Origin of the sequence: Bacillus sp. RE35 (genome assembly GCF_052146655.1) — a bacterium.
GTDB lineage: Bacteria > Bacillota > Bacilli > Bacillales > Bacillaceae_G > Bacillus_A > Bacillus_A cereus.
On sequence record NZ_CP197377.1, the window covers coordinates 1,960,383 to 1,986,504 of the forward strand.

The following is a 26,122-nucleotide window of genomic DNA, read 5'->3' on the forward strand; positions in this document are numbered from 1 at the left end:
TGAAAAGGAGCAGTGAACACGGATGGAGCAACTATTAGTATTGACTTATGGAGACAAAATATATAAGTGCACATTACATCCAAATGAGCAATCAATAGTGTCGATTGGAAAAGAGTGGACAAACGATATTACGAATCCAAGTTTAGAACAAGAAGTAGAGTTAAAGTGGAATAATGAAGTAAATGCTTGGATGGTACAGGATCAATTAATAGAATTTAATAAGGAAATTGAGATTGGGAAAACAAGAGATGTGAGCTTGAAAATCTTTATATCTATTGTTGGCACAACTAAAGTGTTTGATATCGGAACGAAACATTCTCTTACAGTGAGTCAAAACGATTACGATGATATTTCTATTACCGGGACTAGTGTAGATTTAATGCTATCTCGCGAAACGTTGTACGATTCTTTTAAAGTGAACGTGTATGGCGGGGATGTATTTCATAATTATACGAAGTTAAAAGATAGCGTTATGTTGGAATCAGGAGACGTATTATATTTTGATGGTATTTTATTGGAGATTGGTAGTGAAGACATTCAAGTACTTTCTTCAGAAGATAAAGTGAAATCTGAGTTACCTATTTTAGTAGAATCAGAAACAAATTATCAAAGTGGTTATCCAGACTATCATCGTTCACCACGTATTATTTACCGTGAACCAGAAGAGAAAATGACAATTGCAAAGCCTTCAAGTATGCCATCAAAACCAACGGAGCATTTAGCAAGAATCATTGCACCTTCACTTGTCATGATTGTCGTAACTGTATTACTTGCTATTTTCATGAAATATGGAATGTTTATTATCGCATCGATTGCGATGACATTAGTAACAATCATTGTTTCTGTCACATCGTATATTAAAAATTTGAAGCAATATAAAGTCGATATTGTTGAACGAGATAAAAGCTATAGAGAGTATATAAAACAAAAAACGAAAGATTTACATGCAGAAAGTGAAAAACAGCGTCACGCATTACATTATCACAATCCAAATGTAGAAGTAATACGTAATATGGCAGTTCAAGTAAATCCTCGAATTTATGAAAAAACAATGTTACATCATGATTTCTTAACATTTAGCGTTGGAACAGGACAAGCTAATACGAGTTTTGAAATTCAATTTAATGAAGAAGAATTTAGTCAAACGAAAGATGAATTAATTGATATAGCACGTGAACTAAGACAGCGTTATCTATCGTTGGAAGATGTACCAGTTGTAACAGATTTAATGAATGGACCAGTCGGTTATATTGGTCAACGCTCTTTAGTGTTAGAGCAATTACAATTATTAGTTGCACAAACGGCTTTATTCCATAGTTATTATGACTTGCAGTTTATTACTATTTTTCCGGAAGAAGAAAAAGAAAAATGGGATTGGATGCGCTGGTTACCTCATGGAAGTGTTCGCGATATAAATGTACGTGGATTTGTATACCATGATCGTAGCCGTGATCAAGTGTTAAATAGTTTGTATCAAATATTGAAAGAACGAAAATTAAAACTAGATGAAAAAAGTTCTACTAATGAAAAAATGTACTTTGCACCGCACTATGTCGTTCTCATTACAGATGAAAAACTAATATTAGACCATGTTGTTATGGAATTCTTTAATGATGATCCGAGTCAATTAGGTGTATCACTTGTATTTGTACAAGATGTTATGCAAAGTTTACCGGAGCATGTGAAAACGGTAATAGACATAAGAGATGCAAAACAAGGGAACATCATCTTAGAGCAAGGAGAACTTGTTAACCGTCAATTTAAACTAAATCATGTGCCAAAAGGATTCAATTTAGAAGATATTTCGCGGGCATTAGCACCATTAAATCATTTGCAAAACTTAAAAAATAGTATTCCAGAAAGCGTAACATTTTTAGAAATGTACGGCGTTGAAAAAGTAAAAGAACTGAATATCACAAGTCGTTGGGAGAAAAATGCAGCGCATAAATCTTTAGCTGTACCACTTGGATTACGTGGGAAAGAAGATATCGTAAACTTAAACTTACACGAGAAAGCACACGGACCACACGGATTAATAGCAGGTACAACAGGTTCAGGTAAATCGGAAATTATACAATCGTATATATTATCTCTAGCAGTCAATTTCCACCCGTACGAAGTAGCCTTTTTACTAATTGACTATAAAGGCGGCGGAATGGCGAATTTATTCAAAAACTTACCGCATTTATTAGGAACAATTACGAACTTAGATGGAGCGCAAAGTATGAGAGCGCTCGCATCAATTAAAGCTGAATTACAGAAAAGACAACGATTATTTGGTGAAAATGATGTAAACCATATTAATCAGTATCAAAAACTGTATAAAGAAGGCTTAGTAAGTGAGCCGATGCCGCATCTATTTTTAATTAGTGATGAATTCGCGGAATTGAAGTCAGAACAACCAGAATTTATGAAAGAGTTAGTTTCAACAGCGCGTATCGGTCGTTCACTCGGGATCCATTTAATATTAGCTACGCAAAAACCGAGTGGTGTTGTAGATGATCAAATTTGGAGTAACTCGAAATTCAAACTAGCATTAAAAGTTCAAAATACGTCAGATAGTAATGAAATCTTAAAAACGCCAGATGCTGCTGAAATTACATTACCAGGACGTGCTTACTTACAAGTTGGGAATAATGAAATTTATGAACTATTCCAATCAGCTTGGAGCGGAGCAGACTATGTAGAAAACAAAGAGGATAAAGAACATTTAGACGCAACAATCTATGCAATAAATGATCTAGGACAATATGAAATATTAAGTGAAGATTTAAGTGGCCTTGGTAGCAGTAAAGAAGTAATAAGCGTACCATCTGAACTGGATGCTGTTATTGACTACATTCACGATTACGCAGAAATAAATGAAATTGAAGCGTTAGCTAGACCGTGGTTACCACCACTTCCAGAAAGCGTATATTTACAAGACTTACATGCAATTCAGTTCAAAGAAGCATGGACGAAAGAAAAGAAACCATTACAAGCAACAGTTGGTCTACTAGATCAGCCTGAATTACAATCACAAACACCATTAACATTAGATATTAGTAAAGACGGACACGTAGCGGTCTTCTCAAGCCCAGGCTACGGAAAATCAACATTCTTACAATCAGTCATTATGGATGTAGCTCGTCAGCATAGTCCGGAGCATTTGCATGTGTATTTAGTGGACCTTGGAACAAATGGTCTTCTACCTTTGAAAGGATTACCTCATGTAGCGGATACGATTACGATTGATGAATCTGAAAAATGTTTAAAGTTTGTTGAAAGATTAACTCAAGAAATGAAAAATCGTAAACGATTATTAAGTGAATATGACGTTGCAAATATTGAAATGTATGAAAAGGCAAGCGGGAAAGAAATACCACATATTATTATTGCAATCGACAATTATGATGCAGTAAAAGAAGCGAAGTTCTATGAAAGCTTTGAAATGCTAATTATGCAAATTGTCCGAGATGGTGCAAGTTTAGGAATTCATACCTTAATTAGTGCAGGGCGACAAAATGCACTTAGAATTCAATTGTACAATAATATTAAAATCCAAACTTGCCTATATATGATTGATCAAAGTGAAGTAGCTAGTATTGTAGGGAGATCTGATATAAAAGTGGAAGAAACAGCAGGAAGAGCGTTAATAAAACTAGAATCTCCTACATTATTCCAGGTTGCATTACCTACGAAAGCAGAAGATGAATTACAGCAAATTCAATTATTACAACAAGAAGCAAATGATATGGATCGAGAATGGGATGGAGAACGTCCGAAGGCAATTCCAATGATGCCAGAAGTGATTGATATTGCTACTTATCGTAAAAATAAAGACGTTACAAAAGCTCTACAAGCAGCAAGAATTCCAATGGGGCTTGATTTTGCAAACGTAGAAGTTGTAGCTCATGATATTGCAGTGAATGATCATTTAATGATTTATAGTGTAGATGATAGTATGAGAAAACAAATTGTATCTAGCATCCTATCTCAATTGAATAAAGATTATTTTGAAAGTGTGACGTTGGTGGATACAGCAGAGTATAGTTTCGTTCAATATAAAGACGATGTGACGCACTACATTGTAGACGAAAATGAAATCAATATGCATGCGAAGTATTGGATGGAAGTAATTCGTGAACGAGCTTTTGAATTAGCACAAGCAAGACAAGAAGGTAGAGAAATTCCTGCATTCACAAAACAACTCATTATCATGACAAATGTTGAAGAGTTTAGTAAATTTGTTTATTTAGAAATGGAGGATGCAGCGACTTTAATTGATTTATCTCGTACAGTAGGTATTTACTTTGTATTAGCAGGTCACCACGACTACATGGACCGAAATCGTGAAGCTCTACCTATGAAAATGAGAAGTAAACTAACAGCAGCAATTATCGCAATGCCATTAAATGATCAAAGTATCTTCAATATAAAATATATAAGCAACGAAGCACCATTAGGTAAAGATGAAGTGTATTACTATCAAAAAGGGAACATAATGAAACTAAAAATGCCTAGAGTAACTAACGAGGTGACAGTATGAAATTAAAGAAGAAAGCTAAGGTGATGATAGTCGTGTCAATAATGGCAAGTTTATTAAGTGGATGTGGTTTTGGGGAGACAAAGATAGAGTATGAGAGATTAGTAGAGGCATTGGATGAAGGGGACATGAAGACAGTTATGTCTGCGAGTGATGATGGGTATGCGTATGTGAAAGAAGAGGTTAGGGATAGCACTTTTATTGAGGATAATAATAAGCAAATAGGAGTAGTTTATCAAACAACGCAAGGTATTTATAGTATTAAAGATAATATTCTTTTTGGTGAGGCACAAAAGAAAGTCAATACTCCAGTTGAGGATGAAAAACATAGTGACAACCCACAATATAAAGAAGAAGTTGTATTCAAGTCAGATATAAGATACGAAAATGGACAGCTAGAAGCTTCAAATCGAGGGGGAGATATGTCTAATATAAAATTAATGCTCAATAGAGTGCAAGGAATAAAAGAATTGAAACCAAATGTGAATAAAAAAAGCTTCAGCCAACCAGCTACGATAAGCTATAATTTATCAGAAACTCAATTTAAAGAGCTATTTAATGGGAATTTAGGATTAGAGTATGAGAAGTTTAGTTATGCAACACTACTAATTGAATTTAATTCTGCTAAGGATACAAAGGAAAATCCGATGGAAATAACAGAGATAACAATTTCGATAGGCTATAAACAAAGAAATGAAGAAAATAATATGATTAGGCATGATCAAGAAATAACAACATATTTACATAATAAAGAAGAAAATAATCGGAAATCAAAAAAAGATTACTTACAATATGAAAAGAAATTTAAAGAAAGCCATTAATATATAAGGGGGAGAATATGGTGAATGAGGAAGATTATAAATTAAGTAGTGATGTAGGAAAATTAAGATTATCGGCAAAAGATATTTATGATTATAATGCACAAGAAAAAAAATATAATAATTCTGATCCAATAATAAATAAACAGAAGTTACAAGACAACTTTAATGCTAATATTATAGCTTCTGATGATATTCATTCAGTAACTGGATTTGGGGCGTATGCTTTAGAGGATAGAAACACGCATGAAATTTTCATTGTATACGTTGGAACCCAACCGAGCCAAATAGGTGATTTAGCAACCGATGGAGCAATTGGACTGCATAATTTAACTAATTCACCTATATTGGGGTCATTAGCAGAATTTCAGTATAGTCAAGCAGAAAAATTTTATGAAAAAGTCAAGGCGGGGAATAAAGGAAAGAAGATAACTTTACTAGGGCACTCCTTAGGTGGCGGAGCAGCGAATACAGTTGCATTAAGACATCAAGAAGATAATATAAACGTATTAGCTTTAAATCCTGCGCCTGTTTTAAATAAAGATGTGGTTAAGTACGGATACGGGACCAATATGAAAAATTGCCGCAGTCTTATAAATGAATATGATCCTTTGTATGGCGCCATTAAGGCCGCAGATTTTGTAATACCTGGACAGGTTTATAAAATGGAAAATGGGGAAGGGCATTCTTTTTTATATGATCCAAAGTTTTATTCTAGGAATGGGAATGTAGCAATAGATAAATTGAAAAAGGTTAGCGAAACAGGATTTGATTGGAAATTTGGTTTTTTAGAAATATCAGAATCTGCTGGGGACCTATATAAAGGAATCACTGGAAAAAAAACATTAAGTACAACAGAAGAAGTTGTAGTGGATTTAGTGGTAAATGGAACCCCAGTCAGTGCAATTCTAGTTGCAATAACAGTAGTGGGAGATACTAGTGCTCTAGCAACAAAAATAGCAAGTATAGGTGTAGAAACAGGAAAAAAAGCTTTGAAATTTAGTAAGGAAGTTATACAAGAAGTTAGAAATCAGGTGAATGCGGCTGTGGATTGGATAGAGAATAAATTAGCAAAATGTAAGGAAAAGGTACTTGAAGTGTTAGAATCAGTATTTAACGCAGCTGTAGATTTTTTAGTAGGATGCATTATTCTTTATTTATCCCGTGATGAAATTATAGCAATTGCAAAAGAAGTAGCATCTTCTCTTGTTCAAGATATTTTAGATGTATTTAAAGGTGACTTTGAAATTGATACAAATATTGCTTCAATTGCTGGAGATTATGTAAGAAGCCATCGCCAATCATTATTAAACTATTTTATGAATGATGGTAGTAGAGGATTAAATCGTTCATTATTAGTAGAGATTTCCAGAGATGTGAACGAACTTTCAAATGATTTAAAAGAGTTAAGTCAAGATGTAACAGATGCGGTAATTTCTATGATAGCAAAAGATGAAGAGTTAGCTTCGGTTTCCTATTATTGATAAATGTTAAGGAAGGGGGTATGAGGATGGATTTACATATGATAATGTCGAGGGTTCATAGTACATTTCCGGACAGTGGTGGGCGAGATCAAATTATTAACGTTGTTATGCAACTTGAAAAAGCAGCTGTATCTTTGACAGGAGATATTAGAAGATTAGAAAGTAGTATTGATAATAGTTTGCAAGGTAAAACACGTGATGCTTTTATTGATCGTATTCGCCAATTAGAAAAAAGGCGACAAAAAATAGAAGAGAAAATTATCGTATTAAAAGGATCGGTGAATTAATATGAAAGATTATATGGAGAAAGTTTTGCCTTTAGGAAGTGTAGTGAGGTTGAGTACTGAGGAAGAAAAAGATGTAGAGTATGTAATTACTACAAGAGGAATACTTCTCGATGAAGACACTTTCTATGATTATGGTGGGGTATTACACCCAGTAGGTTTGACGGCAGAGACATATAAATTATTCAATGACTTTGATATTTTAGAAGTGAAATTTGAAGGGTATAAAAATTCTATTGAAGGAAAATTTGCTCATAATTTTAAAATATGGCGAAATGAATTTGTAAAAACGATAAAGAACAAGGCTGAAAATAATAAGTAACAATTATTAATAAAACAAGGGCTATAATATATTTAGAAATAAATAGACTTTCCTCTTCCAACATGGAAAGAGGAAAGTCTATTTTTGATTGAATAAGAATCTAAATATCTAGTATTACGTGGGAACAACATGAAAAGGAACGCCACGAATTTATAGCAAATAGAAAAAGAATAAGAGAGAAAGAACAAAAGCGAAACAAAAACTGAAATGAAAGTTGTAAATGATAATTGTAAACTTATATAGAATAAATGCATTATTCATAAGTTAACTAGTAAAGGGAGGGATGTAATATCTTGAATAAAGATCCCAAAACTGTAAAAACAGAAAAAGGTTTATTTGAAAGTGTAATAGTACCTATTATTGTCGGGATCATGTTTATCTTTTAATTCTATATAAAGTAGCACAGTTTCTGGGGAAGTGGATTGTTATCTTTGGAATAATATTTTTTATTGGTAGTATATTTCTTTGCATATATCTAGAAGAATATGGAGGGGGATTGGGCGATAGGATAGGGTTAATATCAATGTTACTGTTGTATTTTATGTTTATTAGAAAAAGTAAAAAAGCTAGTTTAATATGAAATACCAAAAACATGTATTAACTCTCAGTTTGTCTACAAAAATAGAGTTAATACATGTTTTTAGAAAAGGTGGTGTCATTATATGTGGAACATAAAAGAAAAAGATTTAGATGCATTTAAAATAACATGTAGAAACCGTTTAAGTCCTGAAGCTGCTGTAGGTTTTATGCTAGGCTCAATCATATACACCTCATTAATCATGTTAGGTGTAATTTATGGTTTGGTGAAATTTGGTTGGTCAGTATATCCTAGTTTACTAGAGGAAACAATTATTAAAATAGAGTTATGTTTGTATAGCTTACAAATCATTTTTCTTATTGTATATTTATTTCCCAAAGCCCGTTTTAAATTTCAAAAGTTACAAGCTATAGTTATATTGCTATATGCACTTCAACTTGCGACTATAGGATTTGTAACAGTAGTTGTTTCGAGTATTTTCGGTTATTCAAATGATCATGTTACATTGACTTATGTAGCCTTATTATTGTTAGGAGCTTTTATTATTCATATTTTTACAACAATTAATACCTTTAAGCAAGCTAGCGAAGGCGCATTTAGTAAGTGGGAAAATTCAGTTTCATTTTTTAGTAAGACAAAAGATTTATTAATGATTGCCTCTATACTATATGTATTAACTCTCTTAATCTTAATTTATATTAATAATGATTATACGATGGGGCAAATAGGTTGGTATGCCGTATTGACCCTTATACTATATTCAGTAGCCATAGGTGCAGCAGAGTTCCAATTATTAGCCTATTGTAGATTTAAATTTCCAATATTTTACATTTCGTGGGAGGAACATGAAAGGGAACGTCAGGAATTCTTAAAGCGTTATAAAGAGAGAGGAAAAGAAAGCAAAATAAGTTTTGGTTTCTGAAAATTCGAACAGAATATATAAACAATTAAGGATTGTATAGAAATCGATGCTATTAAAAATTAAAGTATCTTCAATATAATCTGTATGAGTAAGTAAATATCAGTAAGTAAAGGTGAAATGTATTACTTTCCAAAAAGAAACATAATGAACTTAAAAATGCCTAGAGAAATCAACGGGGTGTCAGTATGAAGTTAAAGAAGAAAGCCAAGATGATGATAGTTCTGTCAATAATAGCAAATTTATTAAGTGGATGTGGTTTTGGGGAGACGAAGATAGAGTATGAGAGATTAGTAAAGGCATTGGATGAAGGTGATATGAAGACGGCTATGTCTGCGAGTGATGATGGGTATGCTTATGTGAAAGAAGAGGTTAGGGATAGCACGTTTGGGGCGGAAAATGATAATCGCATTAGCGTTGTATATCAAACAACAGGAGGAGTATACAATATTAAAGAAAAAAAGTTCTATGGAACAACTTTGCAAGAAATTGCTAGTTCATTAAATAGTGAGCAAAAAAAGAAGAGATTGTATATAGAACTAGTATTAAATATGAAGATAATCAATCAAAAAGTCCAGATCAAAATTTGGATGTTTCGAATGTTCGATTTATATTTAATAGATTAAAGGGAATAGATAGTTTAAGACCCAAAAAAGATAAAAAAAGATTTAGTGAGTCATCCAAGGTAACATATTACTTAACCGAATCGGAATTTCAAGAAATAATTAATGATAAGTTAAAGGTGGACTACGATAAATTTGATGAAGCAATATTATTAATGGAGTTTAGTTCGGCGAAAGATTCAAAAGAAAATCCAATGGAATTCACTACAATAAGCATCACAATGGGATATGAAAAAAAGAATAAAGAAGGCCGATTAATAAGGCATGATCAAAAAATAGCAATCTATTTAAATAGTAAAGAAGATAACGATAAAGCTTCTAAAACCCGATATGAGAAGTATGAAAAACAATATTCAAATAGCAAGTAATGTATAAAATAAGGGGAAAGGTGTAGTTATGGTATGAGTAAAAGGTTAGTTAAAAAATAGTTATTGTAATGACTGTAACGTTTTTACTAAGCGCGTGCAGTTTCGGGGAAACAAAAATAGAGTATGAGAGATTAGTAAAGGCATTGGATGAAGAGGACATGAGTACGGTAATGTCTGCGAGTGATGATGGATATGCTTATGTGACTTAAAGAGGTATTTATAGTACGTTTGAGCAAAAAGAAGATGGAGAGCACAGTAAGACAATTCGTCAAACTACGGAAGGTGTATATAATACAAAAGATAAAAGTTTATATGGAGAGGCGATACAAACAGTTGCGACTGATATAGAAAAAGACAAGGGGAAAAGGACAAATGAAAATTATAAAAAAGAAACTATTTATAGTACTCATGTTAAGTATGAAAATGGACAGGTGAAAAGTTCGGATTCAAATCTAGATGTTTCATACGTAAACTTAATTGTAGATCGTTTAAATGGGATAGGGAAACTAAAGATGAAGCCCGAGAATGATATAAAAAAGTTTGATCAGCCTAATTCAGTTGGATATCGACTAACTGAATCTGAATTTAAAGATATTATTAATAATAAATTAAAGATACAATACGATGAATTTGATGGAGCAACAATCGTATTGCACCTGGATGCCTCAAAAAATCCAAAACAAATTTTGCAAATGAGGATAGATATAGATTTTAAAGAAAAGAATGAGGATGGAAAATTAATAGAAAATATGTTCCAAATAATAACGTATTTTAATAGAAAACAGGATAATAACCAAGATGCGAGACAGGAATATTTAAAATACAAGGCGCAGTACAACAAAAGAGATAGTTAAGAGAGGCGATGAAAATAAAAAGGTATAAAATCAGTGACTAAGAAAATTGAATCTTTATTTTGGTAATATACTATAGTTCGGGGAAAGGTGAAGCTAACAAATGTGGAACATAAAAGAAGAAGATCTAGATGAATTTAGAATTACATGTAGACATCGTTTAAGCCCTGAAGGAGCTATGTTGTTTATGTTTGGTGGAATGCTTTATAGTTCGTTATTGATGCTTTTTATTTTTGGAGCATTAATTAGATTTGGCTGGGATTACTATCCGACTCTTTTTGACGCAGTAATGGTCAGAATGGAATTGTTGTTATATAGCCTACAAGTAATCTTTTTTATTATATATCTGATCCCTAAGGTACGTTTTAAATTTCAAAAGCTCCAGACATTGGTGATATTATTATATGCGTTTCAGTTAGGTACTATAGGTCTTACGGCGTTTGTTCTTCCAGGGATGAGTAATTATTCTATTAATTTTATTACGCTTATTTATGTAGGTTTACTAGTATTAGGAGCAATACTTGTTCATGGTGTAACAACATTTGATACTTTTAAACAAGCAAGTAAAGGTGCGTTTAGTATGGGAGAAAGATCTACTTCATTTTTTAATAAGGAAAAGAAAAATGTAATGTTTGGTGTGGTAATTTATGTACTAATTCTTCTCGTTTTAATTTATATACAAAATAATTACTCATTGAGCATAATGTTTGGTTACTTTATATTTACATTCATCATGTACGCGATAGCCATAGGCGCAGCAGAGTTCCAATTATTAGTCTATTGTAGATTTAAGTTTCCGTCATTTTATATTTCGTGGGAGGAACATGAAAGAGAACGTCAGAAAAGACTAAAGATGTATGAAGAGAAGGAAAAGAAGCAAACAAAATAAAGAAATAAGTTTTGCGTCGAAATGAGGAATGATGGATGCTTAAAATAAAGGAAGAAGATTTAGGTTTATTCAAAATTGCAAATAAAAACCGATTAAGTCCGGATTATATAAGAATCTTTTATGTAGGAGTTTTTGCATATACTTCTATACCAATGTTCATCATGTTTTTAGGTGTTTTGCTGAACGGTGATAAGATTTCTTTAACACCATTTGAAATATTTTTGGTACGATCTGAGGTAAAGTTATACATTTTGGAGTTGATTTTTTTAATAATTTTCATGTCTTCAAAGGTTGCTTTTAAATTACAGAAACTCCAAGCCATCGTGACTTTATTTTATTCTTTTCAATTAGCAACATTACCATTTATCGTTATGATGGTTGAAGGAATGTTTGATTTTCCAAGTAATAATAAAACGTTAGTTTATATTTGTTTAATAATGTTAGGGGCGCTTTGTACTCACATTGTAACTACAATTGATGTTTTTAAAAAGGCAAAACATGGAGGATATAAATCGGAAGGACCAGCTGTCTCATTTTTTACTAACGCAAAATTATATTTATCGATTGGAATGACAATTGGTGTAATGGTTCTACTTATATTAATTTTTCTAAATCTTAATTATACATTTAGTCAAATGGCAATTTATGTTGTACAAACAATAATATTATATATATTCGCTGTAGTATCAGCAGAATTCGTCCTATTGGTGTATTGTCGCTTTAAATTTCCATCATTTAATATTACGTGGAAACAACATGAAAAGGAACACCAAGAATTTATAGCAAATAGAAAAAGAATAAGAGAGAAAGAACAAAAGCGAAACAAAAACTGAAATGAAAGTTATAAATGATACTCGTAAACTTACATTGAAGATAGAATGAATACATTATTCATAAATTAACTAGTAAAGGGAGGAATGTAATATCTTGAATAAAGATTCTAAAGCTGCAAAAAAAGAAAAAGGTTTATTTGAAAGTGTAATAGCACCTATTATTGTTGGGATTATGTTTATCTCTTTAATTCTATATAAAGTAGCAGAGTTTCTGGGGAAGTGGATTGTTATCTTCGGAATAATATTTTTTATTGGTAGTATATTTCTTTGCATATATCTAGAAGAATATGGAGGGGTGTTGGGCGGTGGGATAGGGTTAATATCGATGCTATTGTTATATGTTATGTTTATTAGAAAAAGTAAAAAAGGCTAGTTTAATATGAAATACCAAAAACATTTATTTACTCTCAGTTTGTCTACAAAAATAGAGTTATTACATGATTTTAGAAAAGATGGTGTAATTATATGTGGAATATAAAAGAAAAAGATTTAGATGAATTTAAAATAACATGTAGAAATCGCTTAAGCCCAGAAGACTCTGTGGGATTTATGTTTGGAGGAATAGTTTATAGTTCATTATTCATGCTTTTTATTTTGGTAGCATTAATTAAGATTGGCTGGGGATACTATCCGACTCTCTTTGACAAAATAATTGTTAGTATTGAATTAGTGTTATATGGTTTGCAAGTAATCTTTTTCATTCTATATCTAATTCCAAAAGCTCGTTTCAAATATCAAAAGTTGCAAGCACTTGTGATATTATTATTTGCATTTCAGCTAGGAACTATAGGATTCACATTGTTTATACTTCCAGCAATTTCGAATTATTCAATTGATCAAATTACATTATTGTATGTGGGTTTATTGTTTCTAGGAGCAGTTTTTGTTCATCTGGTGACAACGATTGATACCTTTAAACAAGCAGAGAGTGGGGCATTTAGTATGGATGAAAGAGCAACTTCATTTTTTAGTAAAACAAAAGGCAATGCAATGATTGGTGTTACGATATATGTACTAACCCTTCTTATCTTAATTTATGTTCATAATAATTATGAAACAGGGGTTTTAGTGGGGTATATGGCAGGAACCCTTGTAATGTACGCGGTAGCCATAGGTGCAGCAGAGTTCCAATTATTAGCCTATTGTAGATTTAAATTTCCATCATTTTATATTTCGTGGGAGGAACATGAAAGGGAACGTCAGAAAAGACTAAAGCTTTATGAAGAGAAGGAAAAAAGAAAACTAAAGAAATAAAATAAGTTTTGGTTTCTGAAAATTCGAATAGAATATATAAACAATTAAGGATTGTATATAAATTAATGCTATTAAAAATTAAAGCATCTTCAATATAATCTGCATGAGTAAATAAATAGCAGTAAGTAAAGGTGAAATGTATTAATTTCCAAAAAGGAACATAATGAACTTAAAAATGCCTAGGGAAATCAACGGGGTGTCAGTATGAAGTTAAAGAAGAAATCTAAGATGATGATAGTTCTGTCAATAGTATCAAGTTTATTAAGTGGATGTGGTTTTGGGGAGACGAAGATAGAGTATGAGCCATTTGTCAAAGCTTTGGATGAAGGTGACATGAAAAAGGTAATGTCCGCTAGTGATGATGGATATGCGTATGTGAAACAAAGAGGTATATATAGTACATATGAGCAAAAGGAAGATGGAGAGCACAGTAAAACAATCTATCAAACTTCGAAAGGCATATATAATACGAAAGATAAAAGTTTATATGGAAATACAATACAAGAAATTACCTCGGAAGTAGATAATAAAAATTATAAAGAAGAAGTTAATTATAGTACAAATATTAGTTATGAGAATGGACAGGTACAAAGTACAGATTCAAGTCTGGATGTTTCATACGTGAACTTAATTGTAGATCGTTTAAAAGGGATAGGGAAACTAAAGATGAAGCCAGGAGGTGATATAAAAAAGTTTGGTCAGCCTAGTACTGTTGGATATACACTAACTGAATCAGAGTTTCAAAATATTATTAATGATAAGTTGAAAATACAATATGATGAATATGGTGGTGGATCAATCGCATTGCATATTGATTCTAAAAATGGTTCAAAGCAGATATTGGAAGTAAGTATTGTAATAAATTATAAGAAAAGAAATGATGAAGGCAAGTTAGTAAAATACATATCACAAATACATACATCTTTTGATAGTCACCAAGGCAATAACCAAGATGCGAAACAGGAATATATTGATTTTAAAGCACAGTATAATAAGAAGCAGTAATATTAAGAAGGGCATTTGCACGTAAAGATAATAGCGACATAGGTGTGATAAATGTTTCATAAATATAGTGGAAAGAATTTGAGGATAAACGCCCCAATTGCTGGAGTAGATGCAACAATTGGGGCGTTTATCTATCTAAAATTAGCTTGAATACATGAAATGTTTTAGTTAGGGGCATGGCTTTACAAGGAGTTTCTTCATAATAACGGTGTGGGGTTTTTGTGTAATCAGCTTTTATTGCTAAGTTACAACTATTTTCGTTTATAGAGTATCTCTTATTATCGATACATCGTCCACATTCCAATGTCTTTAAATCCTAGTCGTTTATAAATTCGTCCAGCAGCTGGATTGTTATAAAATAAACAAAGTGTTCGGTCTTCTTTCGTAAAGTCTTGGATCATTTTTTGTAATATGAGTGAAGCGTAACCATTTCCGCGATAATTCGGGTGTGTACATACACCAACTACCATAGCGGATAATGAATTTTCAGCGGAAGTAGAGGCGGATGCGATGATCACGCCATCTTTTTCAATATAGTATGTGCGTCCTGTATTTGTTTCGATAGCCTGCCTTAATATTTTCTCTGATTCATTGGTAGTCGGAAATTCAGCGATGTCACTTCGTAATTTCATAATTCGTTCTATATCATCTAGTGAGGCAAGTTTAATTGTTTCATGAATTGGTGTGCTAGGTAAGTTGTTGTCATTTAGACATTCGCAAAAATACATTTCATTTTTAGTACCTAGTTGTATATTTGAAGCAGTTTCAAATTGTTCTACGATAGTTGACTTACCAGAGAGTTTAAGTGGCTTATATGCGGAAAGAAGTGCCTCATAATCAGTGGTAATAAATTCTTCTTTACTATAGGGTATAAATGAATCGTGGAATCGGAGTAGAATTGATTTTAATGTTCCATTCTCTTTAAATACTCCCCATAATTCTTGAAAATCTGTGTCATAACCGAAAGCTTCAATATCTCCAATAATAAACAAGTTAAGGGCTGCTTCTTCTTTTAGATAAGCGAATACTTGTTCATGATCTTTCTTTGTTAATTTTCGCATCATAACGAATCGACCTCTTTTTTTATTTTTCTAAATATTACAACTTGAGTTTTTTGAAATCAATATAAAATTTTATGTTTAGTTCACAAACTTTCGGAAAAACTAGGAAAGATATGACAAAGGAGGTTATGAACGGTGGATCATCCAATTCAAGGGTTAATGAAAGCAGCAATGGAAAATTTAAAAGAAATGGTTGATGTAAATACGATTGTTGGAGAGCCTGTTCAAACGGCTGACGGTGGTGTGGTGTTAACGGTTTCTAAAGTAGCGTTCGGTTTTGGAGCAGGAGGTTCTGATTTCCAAACGAATGATGGACAAAGAGCGAACGGTAACCCTGCATTTGGTGGCGGTAGCGCGGGTGGTGTTTCGATTACACCAGTAGCATTTCTTGTGGTGAATAAAGATGGAGTAAATATTCTGCATCTACAAAATGCGACACATTTAGCAGAAAAAATGATTGAATTAGCTCCACAAACAATTGATAAAATTCAATCGATGTTCCAAAAAGAAGAAAAGAAAGAGGGAAATCATCATCCTCAAAACCCTGATGAAATCCTTTAAAAACGCCTGCTTATGAGCAGGCGTTTTTTCTTGTAATCACTATGTAATAAAACACATGAAATTGTAAATAGTTTTTGAAGTTTTTTCTATGTTTCTAAAATTTTTCATGTTAAAATATGCTATAGAATTGAAACATATAAAACGAAGGTGGCTAGGTGCTTTGTCTGGAGGATCTGACCAAGTAAAGAATATGATATATATTAATGGTAATCGTCGAGGTCATTGTTTTATTACATCAGGAATTACGTTTAAAGAGTTTGCGAGTAACATCCCTTCACCGCTTCATCAAGTGTTGCTTTTAAAGCACAACTTTGAATGGACGGATTTTCATTATCATACTTTATTTGAATATGTTGAGGAAGAAAATATACATAAGTTAATTCAAGCAGAGATTGATGAATTTGATGAATTTTGTTGGGTAGATTTTGATGATGCAAGCGATTTAGATGAATTAGAGCCGAAAGAAATTGCAGAATTATTATATTTGGCTCACAAAAAAGAACCACTTGCAAGAACATTCTTTCCGTTACTGAAAAATCGATTTGTTTATTTTTCACATGATGACGGATGGTACAACAAAGTGTATTATCGTAGAATTGCTGATTTTGTAGGAATGTTAAGTAAAGTCATTCCGTATAAACTCGGTGCTTTCGGTAAGAAACGTTTTTCTTTCTTCCAAAAATCAAAAATTTTCCCAGCGATTTCAAAAGAATTGATTATGGGACTGATTCCACTAATGGAAGATGGTCTTTACATAGATTTAGCAGGGAAGATTGAGTCAAGAAGAGGTCTTGAAATTCCGGTATATGTAGTTGGTTCGTATGAAAGTACGGATGAGGTGTTAGATAATATCGATGAATTGAAAGAGGAAGCAACAGAAACAGGTTGGCTCATTTTTGATAAGAAAGAACAAGAGTGGCAATGGGTTGTTGACTAAGAAAACTTGGCGTATGAAGTCAAGTTTTCTTGTCATTTGAAAGGAGTACAAATGAAGAAATATTATACAATTGTGGGTATTATAAGTATTATTCTCGTGGCAATATTACTTATAACTTGTCCGAAAGAATCAGATTTTAAAGTGTATGTACAGGATAAGTATGCGTTGAATTGTAATGAGAGTAGTTTTGAATGCACGCAAAATGTAGATGGTAAAAAAGAAAAACTACAATTTGAAAGTACAGATGCACGAAATGGTGTATTCTTTATGACTGTAAAGCAAACATTTAAAACAGAAGCTGGTGTTTCAAAAGAATATAGCGGAGTAGGAATGTTTGGTACATTTCTTTTTGTTTCAGAGAAGACTTTCTAGTAATAGAAGGTCTTTTTTTTATGCTTATGTTCATATAGATGAAGTAAGACAAGCATAGGAGGGGTATTGATGAAGAACACATGTATTGTTTGTGGCGGTGAGGAGTTTTTTTCCTCAACGTTATATGCACGTACGAAACAAGATTGGGCATATGCACCAAACATGTATCGATTTGAAAAAGTATTTATTGAGCATCGAGATGAAGAAAATTATCCAGTGTTTCAAGAAATTACAGCGAAACATTGTTGTGGATGCGGTCATATTATGTTGTATCATGAATGAACACACCAAGTATGACTTGGTGTGTTTTTTTAAAACGCTGACAAAGCAAGCGGATAAAGTAAAGTAAATAAAACAGAAAAACTACCAAAACCAATGGCTGTATATCCAAGTGTTCTTGCTCCGAAATTGACAGCTAATAGGCCAACTAAAATTGCTAGGGAGCCGAGCGTAACTGGATAAAAAGCAATGGAGAATAACGAAAGAAATAAAGCGACATAGCCTACCATTGCACCGGTATTTGTACCTTCTATCTCATTTGCAATTTCTTTACGCTTATGTCTAATTGGAATGCCAGCTGGTGATATTTCAGCTGCATACTCTTCGTTTTTTTCACCACTTTTAAAATGATGATTTCTCTTTCTTCGCATGTACATCCCTCTCTTTCAATTGGGTGTATCTATAGTATCTTTCAAAATGAGAAGAGCATGAGTATGAGTTAAACCCAAGTAAAGCAAAAATTGGAGAATACGCATTCCATCGTTAACATATCCATCTCCTATTGAAGATAAAGTGTGGGATTTTTTCCACTAGGACTGATTATCAGCCAGCAACAATTGGATTTTTATGAGCAGTTCTCTCCCATTAACTGATCCGCATCCATTGAATTTTGAGGTAGGTGTCTTACTGCAAGCGGGATAAAACAGGAATTTTGGAAAATGATGTAGAATGAAATGAGTGATAAAGCGTGAAGGTAGGGGAATGTATGACGAAATTTAATTGGCATGAATCAGCAGAAAAGAAATGGGATAGTAGTGCGGAGTTTTGGAATCAAAATAGTCAAGAGATGTGGGACAGCGGGAGTAGGAGTACAATTATTCCGTTTTTTGAACAGTATGTGAAGAAAGACGCACAAGTGCTCGATGTTGGATGCGGTGATGGGTACGGTACATATAAATTAAGTCGCGCAGGCTATAAAGCAGTGGGAGTAGATTTATCGGAAGTGATGATTCAAAAAGGTAAGGAGCGCGGAGAAGGACCAAATTTATCTTTTATAAAAGGAGATCTTTCTGCATTACCATTTGAAAATGAGCAATTTGAATCAATTATGGCAATTAATTCTTTAGAATGGACGGAAGAGCCATTACGAGCGTTAAATGAAATAAAGCGTGTGTTAAAGAAAGATGGATATGCATGTATTGCAATTTTAGGACCGACAGCAAAGCCACGAGAGAACAGTTATCCTCGCTTGTACGGAAAAGACGTTGTTTGTAATACAATGATGCCTTGGGAATTTGAACAGTTAGCGAAAGAACAAGGTTTTGAAGTTGTAGATGGCATCGGCGTATATAAGCGCGGAGTAAATGAGAAGATGTTAGGTCAACTACCTACAGAGTTGCAACAATCGTTAACATTCTTATGGGTATTTATGTTAAAAAACGTATAAAGAAATGAAAGAATTTTTAGGAGGTAAATAAGTGCAGAAAATACAAAAAACTGATACAATATCATCAGAACCAATTAAAGGGGGACTAGGGTATATGACAACTACTACAACAGTGAAATCCGATATTGAAATCGCACAAGAAGCGAGTATGAAGAAGATTCAAGAAATTGCAGCTGATTTAAATATTTTAGAAGATGAATTAGAGCCATACGGGCATTATAAAGGTAAGTTATCTCTTGATATTTTTAAGCGCTTACAAGATGAGGAAGACGGTAAAGTTGTTTTAGTAACAGCGATTAACCCAACTCCAGCTGGAGAAGGTAAATCAACAGTAACAGTTGGTTTAGGTCAAGCTTTTAACAAAATTGGTAAGAAAACAGTAATTGCACTTCGTGAACCATCTCTTGGACCGACGATGGGATTAAAAGGTGGAGCAGCAGGTGGCGGTTTTTCACAAGTCGTACCAATGGAAGACATTAACCTTCACTTTACTGGAGATATCCATGCGATCACAACTGCCAATAACGCATTAGCAGCGTTTATTGATAATCATATCCAACAAGGAAACACACTTGGAATTGATACGCGTAAAATCGTTTGGAAACGCTGCGTTGACTTAAATGATCGTGCCCTTCGTAACGTAGTAATTGGTCTTGGTGGACCTGTACAAGGTGTACCACGTGAAGACGGTTTTGACATTACAGTAGCATCTGAAATTATGGCCGTGTTCTGTCTTGCAACAGATATTCAAGACTTAAAAGCACGTTTATCTCGCATCGTAGTTGCCTATAACTTTGTAAATCAACCTGTAACGGTTAAAGATTTAGGTGTAGAAGGTGCGTTAACACTATTATTAAAAGACGCATTAAAGCCGAACTTAGTACAAACGTTAGAAAATACACCAGCTATCATTCATGGCGGACCATTTGCGAATATCGCTCACGGTTGTAACAGTGTTATCGCTACAACAATGGCAGCAAAATTAGGTGATTATGTTATTACAGAAGCTGGATTCGGTGCTGATTTAGGCGCTGAGAAGTTTTTAGATATTAAAGCTCGTGCAGCTGGCATTAAACCAGAAGCAGTTGTTATTGTTGCGACGATTCGTGCGCTTAAAATGCATGGTGGCGTTGCAAAAGATCAATTAAAAGAAGAAAATGTAGATGCATTAGCAAAAGGTATGGAAAACTTACAGAAGCATGTTGAAACAATTCAAAGCTTCGGTGTGCCTTTCGTAATTGCAATTAATAAATTCATTACAGATACAGATGCAGAAGTTACATACTTACAAGAGTGGTGTAATGAGCGTGGCTATGCAGTATCCTTAACAGAAGTTTGGGAGAAGGGTGGCCAAGGTGGAGTTGACCTTGCTGAAAAAGTACTAAAAGAAATCGAAAAAGGTGAAAACAACTACGCACCACTTTATGAATTAGAATTACCATTAGAAGAAAAAATTCGTACAATTGCTCAAAAAGTATATGGCGCAAAAGATATTGAATTTGCTCCGAAAGCACGTAAGCAATTAGCTCAATATGAAGGAGAAGGTTGGAGTAACCTACCAGTTTGTATGGCGAAAACACAATACTCTCTTTCTGACGATGCAACAAAATTAGGTCGTCCATCTGACTTTATCGTTACAATTCGTGAGCTAAAACCATCTATCGGTGCAGGCTTTATCGTTGCGTTAACAGGTACAATGTTAACAATGCCAGGTCTTCCAAAACAACCAGCAGCACTTCAAATGGATGTAAATGAAGATGGAAAAGCAGTAGGTTTATTCTAAAAGGTTGTAATTCATCTCGTTTATCTGTAAACTATATATACATCAAGTGGCGCCTTTCCATCGAAAGGCGCCTGTTTTTTGGAGGAAATTATGTTTGATCCAACTGCTTTTGACAATTTAAAAGTAATCGTAGAAGGTGCTGTGTATGATTTTGATCTACATGGAGATATTCTTGTAACAGATCGAAAAGATATGATGGATCTTGCTTCATTAAGTCGTATATATCATATCTCATTTCAATTAACAGAACCGTTTGAACCATTAGTAGAAGCAACATTTTCATTATCTGTGGATGCAAAGAACTTGTCTGGTGAAATACTAGAAGTGCCTCAGTTTACACCAGGTTGTGAGATGAAGCTAGCATTTTCATTCCCGTTAGAACAACCAGAAGTAAAATGTGAAGAAATTGAAACATTAATGCGTTCTATATGGGGAAAAGAAAGAATGATTATGCAGAAAGTTTCATACGAATATAATAAGCAAGCGATTTCATATCATAATAAGGTAGAGGTTCTATTTCAAAAAGCGATTACAGAAGACCATGTTGATGATTTAATAGCTGTTATTTCACACATGATAGAAACGGTGCGAACAATACAGCATTTTCTTCAAAAATAGAGATAAAGGAGAAAAACAAATGATAAAAGATATGCAACCATTTTTACAACAAGCTTGGGAGAAGGCTGGTTTTAAAGAGTTAACTGAAATTCAAAAACAAGCGATTCCAACTATTTTAGAAGGACAAGACGTTATAGCTGAATCTCCAACTGGAACAGGAAAAACATTAGCGTACTTATTACCACTTTTACATAAAATTAATCCTGAAGTAAAACAGCCACAAGTTGTTGTTTTAGCGCCAACACGTGAACTTGTAATGCAAATTCATGAAGAGGTTCAAAAGTTTACAGCAGGAACTGAAATTTCAGGTGCATCTTTAATTGGTGGTGCAGATATTAAGCGCCAAGTTGAAAAATTAAAGAAACACCCAAGAGTAATTGTCGGTTCACCAGGCCGTATTTTAGAATTAATTCGTATGAAAAAGCTAAAAATGCATGAAGTAAAAACAATTGTATTTGATGAGTTTGATCAAATTGTAAAGCAAAAAATGATGGGCGCAGTGCAAGATGTAATTAAATCAACGATGCGCGATCGTCAATTAGTATTCTTCTCGGCGACAATGACAAAAGCGGCAGAAGATGCGGCACGTGATTTAGCAGTGGAACCACAATTAGTACGTGTAACACGTGCAGAATCAAAAAGCTTAGTTGAGCATACGTATATCATTTGTGAGCGACGCGAAAAAAATGATTACGTAAGAAGAATTATGCATATGGGCGATGTAAAAGCAGTTGCTTTCTTAAACGATCCATTCCGTTTAGATGAAATTACTGAGAAATTGAAATTCCGTAAAATGAAAGCGGCGGCTCTTCATGCAGAAGCAAGTAAACAAGAGCGTGAAGCAACAATGCGTGCTTTCCGCGGAGGGAAATTAGAAATTCTACTTGCTACTGATATTGCAGCGCGCGGTATCGATATTGACGATTTAACACATGTAATTCATCTAGAGTTACCAGACACAGTAGACCAATATATTCACCGCTCAGGCCGTACTGGACGTATGGGCAAAGAAGGAACTGTCGTATCTCTTGTAACACCACAAGAAGAGCGCAAATTACTGCAATTTGCGAAAAAACTAGGCATCGTATTTACGAAGCAAGAAATGTTCAAAGGATCATTTGTAGAAACGAAACCGAAAGCACCAAAGAAAAAGAAACCAGCATTTACTGGGAAGAAAAAGCCTAGATAAATGATGGAGAAGGCGTAACTATTTGTAGTTACGTCTTTTTTGTTTGTAAACAAGTGATAATGGGAATTGTATTAGTGTTTTTAATGTGCCTATCATATATATGCTTCTACTGGGAGTATCGAAAAAAGGGTAGTTTATTTATTTGGTTTATACGAGGAAATAATATAAAAAAGTCGAATATTAAACTGACACGAAATAATAAAAAGAAGGTACACATATGGATAGGAAATTAGGAATGTTTTTGAATACAAAATATATTGAAGTAAACGAAGGAATACAAAAAGCAAGGGAATGGGATTTAGAATATATTCAATTATATGCTATGAATCCGACTTTCAACTTAGCTAACATTTCAAAGGTACAATGGAACACTTTAAAAGAAAACTTATCTTTTAATGAGATTCAAGTCCCGTCATTAGCAATTAGCTTCGGAGAAAATGGAATAATAGGAACTGAAGCTGAATGTGTAATAGAGAGTTTTAAATATATTACTGATAAAGGGTTAGGGTTAGGAGCTAACGTAGTAACAGCCCATATTGGGAAAATCCCTGATGATGAAAATAGTGAGTACTATGATAAAATGCTACGTGTTTGTAATGAAATAGGGGACTTAGCGTTCAGATTTGGAGGATTCTTCGCCATTGAGACGGGATCTGAAAAAGCAATAGTATTAAAACGATTTTTAGAAACTGCAAACTCGAAAGGACTAGCTGTTAACTTTGACCCAGCAAATTTAATAAGTGATGTAAATGAAAATCCGGGAGAAGGTTTATTACTATTAAAAGATTATATAGTACAAACTCATATTAAAGATTGTAAAGAAGTGAAAAGTGATCGTTCAACTAAGTATATAGAAGTCGCAGCAGGGAATGGTGAAGTAGATTTCGATATATTCTTCAAAGTATTAGATAAAATTGGATTCGACGGATATAACATGATTGAAAGAAATGATTATTTTGATGAACTGGATGGGATGAGTCAGTCGATAAATTTTGCAAAGAAGTACATACCAACTCAAAAGGAATAACGATAGTATTTGTAGAAAGCTACATAGAATATAAAAACCATTAGGGGGAAATGTAATGATCCATAAAGTAGGACAAATTATGTTATATGTAAATAATCAAGATGAGGCAGTAAATTTTTGGACGGAAAAGGTAGGGTTTCATGTAGTAGCAGAGGAAGATAACAAGCAAGGAATGAGATGGATTGAAATTGCTCCGACTAACGGTGCAGAAACGAGCATTATATTACATAATAAAGAAGTTATTTCTAAAATGAGCCCAGAATTGAATCTTGGTACACCGTCCTTAATGTTCTTCTCAGAAAATCTTGATCAATTATATACAGATTTAACAAACAAAAATGTTACTGTTGGAGAAATGGTAACTATGCCTTCTGGTAAAGTGTTTAACTTTGCTGATAGCGAAGGGAATTATTTTGCCGTTATGGAGAAGAACCAATAATAATATTGCTATGTGAAAATCCCCCTCAAATATATTTGAGGGGGATTAAATTTTTGAAGTGGATTTTTCATTAGAGAGTTGTTTAATAAAAAATACTCCTTTTTCAATCGCTGTCTCAATATAGCCAACGATTTGGTCAAACGTAAATACCTGTAAGTCTTCATGCAAATGTTGCTTTGGATACAACATATCTTCAAAAAGATACTTTCGAAAAGCTAAAACGTTTTCTTTAGAAACCTCTTCAATATCCACAATGTGAGCCTCTTGATTGAGAAGAGAGAAAAGCTGTTGTTCTTGATCGTAATGATGAAGCAACTTTGCATTTAACAATTTAAAATCGTTATAGTACAGGGGTGCGATAGTTTCGTCATTCTCTATTCTATTTTTTAGCCAAGGTAGAAAAAATCCACTTAGCCAATTATCATCGGCAATGAGATGGGTATAATAGCCTAAAATAAATGGGGAATCTATATGTGATTCATATTTATGAAAAAATGAATCATAATCTATTCTTCTCGTATAGTTCTTCGTTGTACCGGCATAAAAATGTGAGGTTCCTTTTTCTTTTTTTGAATGAACAGCATCAGGGGCTACAGCTCCAAGTAAGAAAGAAGTCTTATCGTGAATAGATAGTTTCTCAGCAATACCGTTAGCGATAATAACATGCATAATTCGTGATCCCATGAATGCCACCTCTGTTTCCAGTATTCATTTCAGGAAGAGGACTGAACAGTTAGTATTACTTTCCCTGTACTTTTTCTACTTTCGACCCATTCATGTGCTTTCCCTGCATCTTGAAGTGGAAAAGATTTCGTAGCCTTAATTTGTAAACGTCCGTCACGCAAATAACGGAAAACTTCATTTGCAGTTTCTTGGAGCAGTTCAGGACGCTTTTTTCGTGTGGTTCCAAAGCTAAAACCGAGTATAGAGCGGCAACTTGCATGTAAATCTTTCGTTTGAAAGTTACCAATTTCACCGCTAGCATTACCGAAATGAACGAGGCGACCGTAAAAAGCAAGGCAGTTTAAACTTCTTTCAGAAACAGTTCCAGAAATAGAGTCCAAAATAATATTCACTCCTTCTCCGTTTGTCAGCTCATTGACTTTCTCTACAAAATCTTCAGTTTGATGACAAATTACATAATCAGCTCCAGCATCTAAAGCGATTTTTCTTTTCGTTTCACTTCCGATAGTACCGATAACTGTTCTAGCCCCTAATAGTTTTGCAAGTTGAATTGCGGTAGTACCAATCCCGCCAGCAGCTGCATGAATGAGTACAGATTCACCTTTTTGAATTCTTGCAACATTTGCGAGTAAATTATAGCTTGTAAAGGATACGATTGGACAAGCGGCTGCAGCTTGAAAGTCAACTTCATGGGGTAATACGAAAGTAAGATTTTCATTTGCAACAACGTATTCTGCGTAAGATCCATTTTGAGGAAAAGCAATGACACGTTGTCCAGGGTGAATATTTTTCACATGAGAACCGACACGTTCTACAATACCAGTGGCATCTATACCTGGAATAAAAGGTAGTGCTTTATTTCCTTTTTTGCCATAACGTGATTTAATATCAGCGAAATTTACACTAGTAGCAACTACGCGAATTAAAACTTGATCTTCTGAAATAGCCGGTATATCAAAATCTGTATATTTCATCACTTCAGGACCACCGAAAGACGTTACAACGATAGCTTTCATTATATGTCCTCCTAAATTTGACTATATAAATTATTTTAAATCTTTATCAGAAATTG

The 26,122-nt window shown here is 33.6% G+C and carries 24 protein-coding genes and 5 pseudogenes; 25 read left to right on the top strand and 4 right to left on the bottom strand.

Features of this window, described 5'->3' with window-relative positions; translation table 11 throughout:
- Positions 1-22 precede the first annotated feature (22 nt).
- From ACTL4X_RS10255 to ACTL4X_RS10325, 15 genes and pseudogenes are all read left to right on the top strand, one after another.
- Positions 23-304 (top strand): annotated as a pseudogene (locus ACTL4X_RS10255) (FtsK/SpoIIIE N-terminal domain-containing protein); the annotation flags it as partial.
- Positions 299-4,528 (top strand): annotated as a pseudogene (gene essC, locus ACTL4X_RS10260) (type VII secretion protein EssC); the annotation flags it as partial. The pseudogenes ACTL4X_RS10255 and essC, both read left to right, overlap by 6 nt.
- Complete coding sequence (locus ACTL4X_RS10265) at positions 4,525-5,346, top strand: DUF3952 domain-containing protein (protein ID WP_000768469.1); 822 nt, start codon at positions 4,525-4,527, stop codon at positions 5,344-5,346. The pseudogene essC and the gene ACTL4X_RS10265, both read left to right, overlap by 4 nt.
- A gap of 17 nt (positions 5,347-5,363) precedes the next feature.
- Positions 5,364-6,827 carry a lipase gene (locus tag ACTL4X_RS10270; RefSeq protein ID WP_029442152.1) on the top strand — a complete coding sequence of 488 codons (1,464 nt, stop codon included), beginning with the start codon at positions 5,364-5,366 and terminating at the stop codon, positions 6,825-6,827.
- Positions 6,828-6,853: 26 nt separating this feature from the next.
- Positions 6,854-7,114, top strand: a complete 261-nt coding sequence (locus ACTL4X_RS10275) for a hypothetical protein (RefSeq protein ID WP_000363091.1) — start codon at positions 6,854-6,856, stop codon at positions 7,112-7,114.
- Position 7,115: 1 nt separating this feature from the next.
- Complete coding sequence (locus tag ACTL4X_RS10280) at positions 7,116-7,433, top strand: DUF4176 domain-containing protein (RefSeq protein WP_000656387.1); 318 nt, start codon at positions 7,116-7,118, stop codon at positions 7,431-7,433.
- Positions 7,434-7,726: 293 nt separating this feature from the next.
- Positions 7,727-8,013 (top strand): annotated as a pseudogene (locus ACTL4X_RS10285) (hypothetical protein).
- Positions 8,014-8,095: 82 nt separating this feature from the next.
- A complete protein-coding gene (locus ACTL4X_RS10290; protein WP_086404608.1) occupies positions 8,096-8,893 on the top strand; it encodes a hypothetical protein in 798 nt (265 codons plus the stop codon).
- Between the two features lie 185 nt (positions 8,894-9,078).
- A pseudogene (locus ACTL4X_RS10295) lies at positions 9,079-9,881 on the top strand (DUF3952 domain-containing protein).
- A gap of 33 nt (positions 9,882-9,914) precedes the next feature.
- Positions 9,915-10,735, top strand: a pseudogene (locus tag ACTL4X_RS10300) (DUF3952 domain-containing protein).
- A gap of 100 nt (positions 10,736-10,835) precedes the next feature.
- Positions 10,836-11,621, top strand: a complete 786-nt coding sequence (locus tag ACTL4X_RS10305; RefSeq protein WP_086404609.1) for a hypothetical protein — start codon at positions 10,836-10,838, stop codon at positions 11,619-11,621.
- A gap of 35 nt (positions 11,622-11,656) precedes the next feature.
- Positions 11,657-12,454, top strand: a complete 798-nt coding sequence (locus tag ACTL4X_RS10310) for a hypothetical protein (protein ID WP_071740432.1) — start codon at positions 11,657-11,659, stop codon at positions 12,452-12,454.
- A gap of 94 nt (positions 12,455-12,548) precedes the next feature.
- Positions 12,549-12,827, top strand: a complete 279-nt coding sequence (locus ACTL4X_RS10315; protein WP_001030792.1) for a hypothetical protein — start codon at positions 12,549-12,551, stop codon at positions 12,825-12,827.
- Between the two features lie 92 nt (positions 12,828-12,919).
- Complete coding sequence (locus ACTL4X_RS10320; RefSeq protein WP_000267178.1) at positions 12,920-13,708, top strand: hypothetical protein; 789 nt, start codon at positions 12,920-12,922, stop codon at positions 13,706-13,708.
- A gap of 204 nt (positions 13,709-13,912) precedes the next feature.
- Positions 13,913-14,713, top strand: coding sequence for a DUF3952 domain-containing protein (locus ACTL4X_RS10325; protein WP_078386268.1), 801 nt, complete (start codon positions 13,913-13,915; stop codon positions 14,711-14,713).
- A 278-nt stretch (positions 14,714-14,991) separates the two neighbouring features.
- Here ACTL4X_RS10325 and ACTL4X_RS10330 read toward each other — a convergent pair whose 3' ends face one another.
- Positions 14,992-15,777 (bottom strand): GNAT family N-acetyltransferase, encoded by a 786-nt coding sequence (locus ACTL4X_RS10330; RefSeq protein ID WP_000984754.1) that lies wholly within the window; start codon positions 15,775-15,777, stop codon positions 14,992-14,994.
- 132 nt (positions 15,778-15,909) lie between these two features.
- Between ACTL4X_RS10330 and ytfJ the strand changes: the two genes are divergently transcribed.
- The 4 genes from ytfJ to ACTL4X_RS10350 all read left to right on the top strand — a co-directional run bounded on the left by ytfJ (position 15,910) and on the right by ACTL4X_RS10350 (position 17,926).
- Positions 15,910-16,335, top strand: coding sequence for a GerW family sporulation protein (gene ytfJ / locus ACTL4X_RS10335; RefSeq protein WP_000349991.1), 426 nt, complete (start codon positions 15,910-15,912; stop codon positions 16,333-16,335).
- 160 nt (positions 16,336-16,495) lie between these two features.
- Positions 16,496-17,272: an oxalate:formate antiporter gene (locus tag ACTL4X_RS10340; protein WP_000014087.1), complete on the top strand. Its 777-nt coding sequence runs from the start codon at positions 16,496-16,498 to the stop codon at positions 17,270-17,272.
- Positions 17,273-17,323: 51 nt separating this feature from the next.
- A complete protein-coding gene (locus tag ACTL4X_RS10345; RefSeq protein ID WP_000761174.1) occupies positions 17,324-17,644 on the top strand; it encodes a hypothetical protein in 321 nt (106 codons plus the stop codon).
- A gap of 69 nt (positions 17,645-17,713) precedes the next feature.
- Positions 17,714-17,926, top strand: coding sequence for a hypothetical protein (locus tag ACTL4X_RS10350; protein ID WP_000798747.1), 213 nt, complete (start codon positions 17,714-17,716; stop codon positions 17,924-17,926).
- A gap of 29 nt (positions 17,927-17,955) precedes the next feature.
- Here ACTL4X_RS10350 and ACTL4X_RS10355 read toward each other — a convergent pair whose 3' ends face one another.
- Positions 17,956-18,294, bottom strand: coding sequence for a hypothetical protein (locus tag ACTL4X_RS10355; protein WP_001253201.1), 339 nt, complete (start codon positions 18,292-18,294; stop codon positions 17,956-17,958).
- 335 nt (positions 18,295-18,629) lie between these two features.
- On the opposite strand from ACTL4X_RS10355, the gene ACTL4X_RS10360 reads away from it, so the two are divergent.
- From ACTL4X_RS10360 to ACTL4X_RS10385, 6 genes are all read left to right on the top strand, one after another.
- Positions 18,630-19,310 (top strand): class I SAM-dependent methyltransferase, encoded by a 681-nt coding sequence (locus tag ACTL4X_RS10360; protein ID WP_000160025.1) that lies wholly within the window; start codon positions 18,630-18,632, stop codon positions 19,308-19,310.
- 94 nt (positions 19,311-19,404) lie between these two features.
- Positions 19,405-21,093, top strand: a complete 1,689-nt coding sequence (locus ACTL4X_RS10365; RefSeq protein WP_078386284.1) for a formate--tetrahydrofolate ligase — start codon at positions 19,405-19,407, stop codon at positions 21,091-21,093.
- A gap of 90 nt (positions 21,094-21,183) precedes the next feature.
- Positions 21,184-21,711, top strand: coding sequence for a hypothetical protein (locus ACTL4X_RS10370; RefSeq protein ID WP_000460219.1), 528 nt, complete (start codon positions 21,184-21,186; stop codon positions 21,709-21,711).
- Between the two features lie 19 nt (positions 21,712-21,730).
- A complete protein-coding gene (locus ACTL4X_RS10375) occupies positions 21,731-22,900 on the top strand; it encodes a DEAD/DEAH box helicase (RefSeq protein ID WP_000588613.1) in 1,170 nt (389 codons plus the stop codon).
- A 217-nt stretch (positions 22,901-23,117) separates the two neighbouring features.
- Positions 23,118-23,927: a sugar phosphate isomerase/epimerase family protein gene (locus ACTL4X_RS10380; RefSeq protein WP_071740306.1), complete on the top strand. Its 810-nt coding sequence runs from the start codon at positions 23,118-23,120 to the stop codon at positions 23,925-23,927.
- Between the two features lie 55 nt (positions 23,928-23,982).
- The gene (locus tag ACTL4X_RS10385; RefSeq protein ID WP_000581478.1) at positions 23,983-24,366 is read left to right on the top strand and encodes a VOC family protein; all 384 of its coding nucleotides are present in this window, start codon (positions 23,983-23,985) and stop codon (positions 24,364-24,366) included.
- Between the two features lie 45 nt (positions 24,367-24,411).
- On the opposite strand, the gene ACTL4X_RS10390 is transcribed toward ACTL4X_RS10385, so the two are convergent.
- Complete coding sequence (locus tag ACTL4X_RS10390) at positions 24,412-25,050, bottom strand: zinc dependent phospholipase C family protein (RefSeq protein ID WP_033695483.1); 639 nt, start codon at positions 25,048-25,050, stop codon at positions 24,412-24,414.
- A gap of 29 nt (positions 25,051-25,079) precedes the next feature.
- Positions 25,080-26,066 carry a quinone oxidoreductase family protein gene (locus ACTL4X_RS10395; RefSeq protein WP_086404611.1) on the bottom strand — a complete coding sequence of 329 codons (987 nt, stop codon included), beginning with the start codon at positions 26,064-26,066 and terminating at the stop codon, positions 25,080-25,082.
- Positions 26,067-26,122: the final 56 nt, after the last annotated feature.

What these genes read in the sequence shown, in the direction of transcription:
- ACTL4X_RS10320 (WP_000267178.1), top strand. Translation starts at nt 12,920, where the DNA reads ATGTGGAATATAAAAGAAAAAGATTTAGATGAATTTAAAATAACATGT.
- ACTL4X_RS10355 (WP_001253201.1), bottom strand. Translation starts at nt 18,294, where the DNA reads ATGCGAAGAAAGAGAAATCATCATTTTAAAAGTGGTGAAAAAAACGAA.
- ACTL4X_RS10325 (WP_078386268.1), top strand. Translation starts at nt 13,913, where the DNA reads ATGAAGTTAAAGAAGAAATCTAAGATGATGATAGTTCTGTCAATAGTA.
- ACTL4X_RS10265 (WP_000768469.1), top strand. Translation starts at nt 4,525, where the DNA reads ATGAAATTAAAGAAGAAAGCTAAGGTGATGATAGTCGTGTCAATAATG.
- ACTL4X_RS10270 (WP_029442152.1), top strand. Translation starts at nt 5,364, where the DNA reads ATGGTGAATGAGGAAGATTATAAATTAAGTAGTGATGTAGGAAAATTA.
- ACTL4X_RS10395 (WP_086404611.1), bottom strand. Translation starts at nt 26,066, where the DNA reads ATGAAAGCTATCGTTGTAACGTCTTTCGGTGGTCCTGAAGTGATGAAA.
- ACTL4X_RS10330 (WP_000984754.1), bottom strand. Translation starts at nt 15,777, where the DNA reads ATGATGCGAAAATTAACAAAGAAAGATCATGAACAAGTATTCGCTTAT.
- ACTL4X_RS10345 (WP_000761174.1), top strand. Translation starts at nt 17,324, where the DNA reads ATGAAGAAATATTATACAATTGTGGGTATTATAAGTATTATTCTCGTG.
- ACTL4X_RS10275 (WP_000363091.1), top strand. Translation starts at nt 6,854, where the DNA reads ATGGATTTACATATGATAATGTCGAGGGTTCATAGTACATTTCCGGAC.
- ACTL4X_RS10290 (WP_086404608.1), top strand. Translation starts at nt 8,096, where the DNA reads ATGTGGAACATAAAAGAAAAAGATTTAGATGCATTTAAAATAACATGT.
- ACTL4X_RS10370 (WP_000460219.1), top strand. Translation starts at nt 21,184, where the DNA reads ATGTTTGATCCAACTGCTTTTGACAATTTAAAAGTAATCGTAGAAGGT.
- ACTL4X_RS10350 (WP_000798747.1), top strand. Translation starts at nt 17,714, where the DNA reads ATGAAGAACACATGTATTGTTTGTGGCGGTGAGGAGTTTTTTTCCTCA.
- ACTL4X_RS10385 (WP_000581478.1), top strand. Translation starts at nt 23,983, where the DNA reads ATGATCCATAAAGTAGGACAAATTATGTTATATGTAAATAATCAAGAT.
- ACTL4X_RS10375 (WP_000588613.1), top strand. Translation starts at nt 21,731, where the DNA reads ATGATAAAAGATATGCAACCATTTTTACAACAAGCTTGGGAGAAGGCT.
- ACTL4X_RS10390 (WP_033695483.1), bottom strand. Translation starts at nt 25,050, where the DNA reads ATGGGATCACGAATTATGCATGTTATTATCGCTAACGGTATTGCTGAG.
- ACTL4X_RS10380 (WP_071740306.1), top strand. Translation starts at nt 23,118, where the DNA reads ATGGATAGGAAATTAGGAATGTTTTTGAATACAAAATATATTGAAGTA.
- ACTL4X_RS10305 (WP_086404609.1), top strand. Translation starts at nt 10,836, where the DNA reads ATGTGGAACATAAAAGAAGAAGATCTAGATGAATTTAGAATTACATGT.
- ACTL4X_RS10280 (WP_000656387.1), top strand. Translation starts at nt 7,116, where the DNA reads ATGAAAGATTATATGGAGAAAGTTTTGCCTTTAGGAAGTGTAGTGAGG.
- ACTL4X_RS10360 (WP_000160025.1), top strand. Translation starts at nt 18,630, where the DNA reads ATGACGAAATTTAATTGGCATGAATCAGCAGAAAAGAAATGGGATAGT.
- ACTL4X_RS10365 (WP_078386284.1), top strand. Translation starts at nt 19,405, where the DNA reads ATGACAACTACTACAACAGTGAAATCCGATATTGAAATCGCACAAGAA.
- ACTL4X_RS10310 (WP_071740432.1), top strand. Translation starts at nt 11,657, where the DNA reads ATGCTTAAAATAAAGGAAGAAGATTTAGGTTTATTCAAAATTGCAAAT.